6 protein-coding genes are annotated in these 4,618 nt (G+C 71.5%); all 6 read right to left on the reverse strand.

The window, feature by feature from the left end:
* Window positions 1-165: 165 nt before the first annotated feature.
* Window positions 166-552, reverse strand: coding sequence for a 50S ribosomal protein L7/L12 (gene rplL, locus ACIBD9_RS31985; protein WP_387177152.1), 387 nt, complete (start codon window positions 550-552; stop codon window positions 166-168).
* Between the two features lie 54 nt (window positions 553-606).
* Window positions 607-1,152, reverse strand: coding sequence for a 50S ribosomal protein L10 (rplJ, locus tag ACIBD9_RS31990; protein WP_091402417.1), 546 nt, complete (start codon window positions 1,150-1,152; stop codon window positions 607-609).
* A gap of 340 nt (window positions 1,153-1,492) precedes the next feature.
* Window positions 1,493-2,182 carry a hypothetical protein gene (locus ACIBD9_RS31995; protein WP_396723263.1) on the reverse strand — a complete coding sequence of 230 codons (690 nt, stop codon included), beginning with the start codon at window positions 2,180-2,182 and terminating at the stop codon, window positions 1,493-1,495.
* A complete protein-coding gene (locus ACIBD9_RS32000; RefSeq protein WP_396723264.1) occupies window positions 2,179-3,069 on the reverse strand; it encodes an ATP-binding cassette domain-containing protein in 891 nt (296 codons plus the stop codon). Before ACIBD9_RS32000 ends, ACIBD9_RS31995 begins: the two co-directional genes overlap by 4 nt.
* An 80-nt stretch (window positions 3,070-3,149) precedes the next feature.
* Window positions 3,150-3,866, reverse strand: a complete 717-nt coding sequence (rplA, locus tag ACIBD9_RS32005; protein ID WP_091402424.1) for a 50S ribosomal protein L1 — start codon at window positions 3,864-3,866, stop codon at window positions 3,150-3,152.
* A gap of 78 nt (window positions 3,867-3,944) precedes the next feature.
* Complete coding sequence (gene rplK / locus ACIBD9_RS32010; RefSeq protein WP_124820953.1) at window positions 3,945-4,376, reverse strand: 50S ribosomal protein L11; 432 nt, start codon at window positions 4,374-4,376, stop codon at window positions 3,945-3,947.
* Window positions 4,377-4,618 lie beyond the last annotated feature (242 nt).

The following is a 4,618-nucleotide window of genomic DNA, read 5'->3' on the forward strand; positions in this document are numbered from 1 at the left end:
GGTCGGGTGGGGGGGGGGGGGGGGGGGCGCCCCCCCGGGGGGGGGGCCCCCCCACCCGCCCCGCCCCGGGGGGGGGGGGGGGGGGGCGGGGCCCCCCCCCCCCCCCCCCCGCGACGCGATGGTGTCCCAGCTCACGAGCCGGGTACGCGTTGGTGGAACGTCAGGTCACTTGAGGGTGACCTTGGCGCCCTCACCCTCGAGCTTGGCCTTCGCCTTGTCGGCGGTCTCCTTGTTGACCTTCTCCAGGATGGCCTTCGGCGCGGACTCGACCGCGTCCTTGGCCTCCTTGAGGCCCAGGCCGGTCAGCTCACGCACGACCTTGATGACCTGGATCTTCTTGCCACCGTCAGCCTCGAGGATGACGTCGAACTCGTCCTGCTCCGGCTCGGCCTCGGCCGCAGCGCCACCGCCACCACCGGCAGCGGCAACCGCGACCGGAGCGGCGGCGGTGACCTCGAAGGTCGTCTCGAACTGCTTCACGAACTCAGAGAGCTCGATCAGCGTCATCTCCTTGAACGCGTCGAGCAGCTCGTCGGTGCTGAGCTTCGCCATATCTGGCGTCCTTTCCTGATTCTGTTAAGTAAGAACTGGTGCGCCGTGGGGGCCTCAGGCCGCCTCGGCGCCCTCCTTCTCGCGCTTGTCCTGCAGTGCAGCCGCCAGACGGGCGGTCTTCGACAGCGGGGCCTGGAACAGGGCCGCGGCCTTGCTCAGGTTGCCCTTCATCGCGCCGGCCAGCTTGGCCAGCAGCACCTCGCGGGACTCCAGGTCGGCGAGCTTCGTGACCTCGGCCGCGGTGATGGCCCTGCCCTCGAAGACACCGCCCTTGATGACGAGCTTCGGGTTGGCCTTCGCGAAGTCGCGAAGCCCCTTCGCCGCCTCGACGACGTCGCCCGAAACGAAAGTCAGCGCGGTAGGACCGGTGAACAGCTCGTCGAGGCCGGTGATGCCCGCGTCCGTCGCAGCACGCTTGGCCAGCGTGTTCTTCGCGACCGTGTAGCTGGTATCGGCGCCGAGCGAGCGCCGAAGCTGGGTGAGCTGGGAAACCGTCAGACCGCGGTACTCGGTCAGCACGGTGGCGCCCGAGCTGCGGAAGCTCTCGGTCAGCTCAGCGACGGCCGTGGCCTTGTCGGCCCGGATCGGCTTGTCCGCCATGTCCCTCCTCTCTCGTTACTCGAGGCTGGTCCCCGTCTCGGCCGAAGCCGGAACGGGGGCGGAGGCAGCACGACAACGAAAAAGCCCCGGCGCAGGGCGCACGGGGCGAGGGCCGGAAGATCGTCACGGTCGGCGGACCATGCTCACTGCCGAGTTACGCTTGCCGCCCTACGCGGGTCGCCCGATGTCGCGGGACCTTCGACCGTGCCGAAGCACGGTGACCAGCGGTCTCTGGGTGGTTCCTCATCCATGAGAACACGGATGACGTTTGAAGAGTACGCGCCCAGGCCAGCAGCGCCAAATCGCACCCGGTGAGCCGCGCCACTGACGCCGGCGCCGGTCAGCCCTGGGCTCGCCGCCGCCACAGGTAGCCACCGACGACCGTGGCGCTCCAGGCCAGCGCCCACCCGCTCAGCCCCAGCAGGGTCAGCGCGGCGGCGTCACCGCCGGTGGTGCGAGCGGCGGCCATGATCGGCGGCGCCAGCCAGGGGGCCACCGAGCCGGTCAGGCCGAGCACCACCGCGCCGACCCCGCCGAGGGCCAGCACCGCGACGCCGTACCCGGCACCGCCCACCGACGCCCGGCTGGCCAGCGCCCCAAGGGCAACCGCGGCGGGTACGACCAGCAGGTGCGCCCACAATCCCAGCGCGAGCCCGACCGGAATCGACCGGTCCCCCGGATCGACCGGGCCGGACACCCCGCCGACCAGCCACGGAAAGAGCAGCGCGACGGCCACCGTCACCAGCGCCGCCACTGCCGCGGCGAGCAGCCCGGCCAACCGCTCCCGCGCCACCCCGACCGTCACCTGCGCCAGCCGACGCTGCACGTCCGGCTCGACGTCCAACAGGATCTTGGTCTGCCAGGCGAGCACCGGGAAGAGCACCACCGCGGAGACGCCGTACGCCTCCGCCGGCTGGGCACGACCACCGCCGTAGAGGGTGCCGAGCGTGATCAGGCCGGCGAGCAACGGTGCCACCGCCCGGCCGGTTCGCAGGAAACCGGCCAGCCGCATCCGGACCAGGGCGCTCACCGGGCCTCCCCCGCTGCCGGCTCGACCACCGGATCAGTGGCCTTCGGCTGCTCCACCGCCGGCTCCCCGGCCAGCCCGAGCGGCGGCTCGGCGGGTCGGGCGGCACCGGCCTCCCGGAACGGGTCGGCGGGTCGGGCCTGGGGTGCGGCGGAGGAGGCGTCGGAGCGTACCCGCAGCACCTGATGGCCCTCGGCGCGCAACCGGGCGACGGTGCCGGCGACCCGCGCGGCCGGCACCGCGACCTCGACCACCGCGATCGTCTCGTCCGTCGACGACGTCTGCTCGGAGAGCGAACCGTCGGCCACCAACCAGCGGCGCGCGGCCGGCAAGCGGACCGTTTCGCCGCGGTGGTCGCTGACCAGGACGGACCCGTCGGCGGCGAGCACCTCGGCGATCAGCTCGGGCACCAACTCGCGGGTGGCGGCGTCCAGCCCCTCCCACGGCTCGTCGAGAACCAGGAGGCCCGGCGGGCGCAGCATCGCCTGGGCGAGGCCGACCTTCTGCGCGGTGCCCTTCGACAGCTCCGGCAACCGGACCGAACGGAAGCCGGACAGCCCGAGCCGGTCGGTCCAGGAGGTCACCGCCTCGTCGGCCGCGGCCCTGCCCAGCCCCGCCACCCGTGCCATCCCGGTCAGATAGCGGGTCACCGTGAACGGTTGGTCCGTGGGGAAACGCTCCGGCACCCAGCCCACCCGCGCCGGCCGGTCGGTGACCCGACCCCGGCCCGGGCGGAGGACCCCGGCGGCCACCTGGAGCAGTGTCGACTTGCCCACCCCGTTGCGGCCCAGCACGATCGCCGCCTCACCGGGACCGATCCGCACGTCGATTCCCTGCAGCACCCACGGCCCCCGCCGGTGGTACCGCAACCAGACGTTCTCCAGCCGCATGGGGTCGAGCCTGCCACACCTCAAACGCGCCGGGGCGCCGCCACGGTCGTGGCGGCGCCCCGGTGGAGCGAACTGTCGACTCAGGCGTCGGCCTGGTCCTCCCGAAGGTTCTTCACCAGGTTCGGGTCGACCGGGACACCCGGGCCCATCGTGGTGGTCAGGATGACCTTGCGGAGGTACTTGCCCTTGGCCGCGGACGGCTTGGCGCGCAGCACCTCGTCGAGCACCGCAGCGTAGTTGTCCACCAGCTGGGTCTCCGTGAAGGAGGCCTTGCCGATGATCAGGTGCAGGTTGGAGTGCTTGTCCACCCGGAAGGTGATCTTGCCGCCCTTGATGTCCTGCACCGCCTTGGTGACGTCCATGGTCACCGTGCCGGTCTTCGGGTTCGGCATGAGACCGCGCGGGCCCAGGATCCGCGCGATCCGGCCGATCTTGGCCATCTGGTCCGGCGTGGCGATCGCCGCGTCGAAGTCGAGCCAACCACCCTGGATCCGGGCGACCAGCTCATCGGTGCCCACCTCGTCGGCACCCGCGGCGGCGGCCTCTTCGGCCTTCGCGCCACTGGCGAACACGATCACGCGGGCGGTCTTACCGGTGCCGTGCGGCAGGTTGACCGTGCCGCGGACCATCTGGTCCGCCTTGCGGGGGTCGACGCCGAGGCGCATGGCGACCTCGACCGTGGCGTCGAACTTGACGTTGGTGGTCTCCTTGGCCAGCTTCACGGCCTCGGTGGGGGTGTAGAGCTTCGACCGGTCGATGACATCGGCGGCCTTGCGGTAGCTCTTGCTGCGCTGCATTGCTGATTACTCCTGTGGTCTCTGGCGGGCCGCTCGGCGCGAGCCCTCCCACGGTCGGGTCGAAGGCCGGGGCCGACGTCAGTCGTTGACGGTGATGCCCATCGACCGGGCGGTGCCGGCGATGATCTTCTCGGCCTGGGCGATGTCGTTGGCGTTGAGGTCGGCCATCTTCTTCTCGGCGATCTCACGCAGCTGGGCGCGGCTGACCGAGCCGACCTTCTCGGACTGCGGAACACCCGAACCCTTCTGCACACCAGCGGCCTTGATCAGCAGCCGGGCAGCGGGCGGGGTCTTCAGCACGAACGTGAAGGACCGGTCCTCGTACACGCTGATCTCGGCGGGGACGATGTCGCCCCGCTGAGACTCGGTCTGCGCGTTGTAGGACTTGCAGAACTCCATGATGTTCACGCCGTGCTGGCCGAGCGCGGGGCCGACCGGCGGCGCCGGCGTGGCCTGGCCCGCCGGCAACTGAAGCGTGAACGTCTTGACGAGCTTCTTCTTCGGAGGCATGTCACTTCCTGGGGCTTGGAGCTGGGAAAATGCGGCTGTCGCCGCCCTCGGGGCGCGCACGGTCAGCGCGGTGCGACAGCGGCGACATTCAAGAGTAGCGCAGGCCGCAGCCCACTCGTCCGCCGAGGTCGAGCGAGAGCGCGTACGCCGACGTCGGGGGGGGGGGGGGCCCCCCCCCCCCCCCCCCCAAACAACTTTTGGGGCAGGGTGTAGTTTTTGTGCCCCCCCCGCGGGCGCCCCCA

This window comes from Micromonospora sp. NPDC050784 (genome assembly GCF_044456765.1).
GTDB lineage: Bacteria > Actinomycetota > Actinomycetes > Mycobacteriales > Micromonosporaceae > Micromonospora > Micromonospora foliorum.

What these genes read in the sequence shown, in the direction of transcription:
- rplK (WP_124820953.1), bottom strand. Translation starts at nt 4,376, where the DNA reads ATGCCTCCGAAGAAGAAGCTCGTCAAGACGTTCACGCTTCAGTTGCCG.
- rplA (WP_091402424.1), bottom strand. Translation starts at nt 3,866, where the DNA reads ATGCAGCGCAGCAAGAGCTACCGCAAGGCCGCCGATGTCATCGACCGG.
- rplL (WP_387177152.1), bottom strand. Translation starts at nt 552, where the DNA reads ATGGCGAAGCTCAGCACCGACGAGCTGCTCGACGCGTTCAAGGAGATG.
- ACIBD9_RS32000 (WP_396723264.1), bottom strand. Translation starts at nt 3,069, where the DNA reads ATGCGGCTGGAGAACGTCTGGTTGCGGTACCACCGGCGGGGGCCGTGG.
- rplJ (WP_091402417.1), bottom strand. Translation starts at nt 1,152, where the DNA reads ATGGCGGACAAGCCGATCCGGGCCGACAAGGCCACGGCCGTCGCTGAG.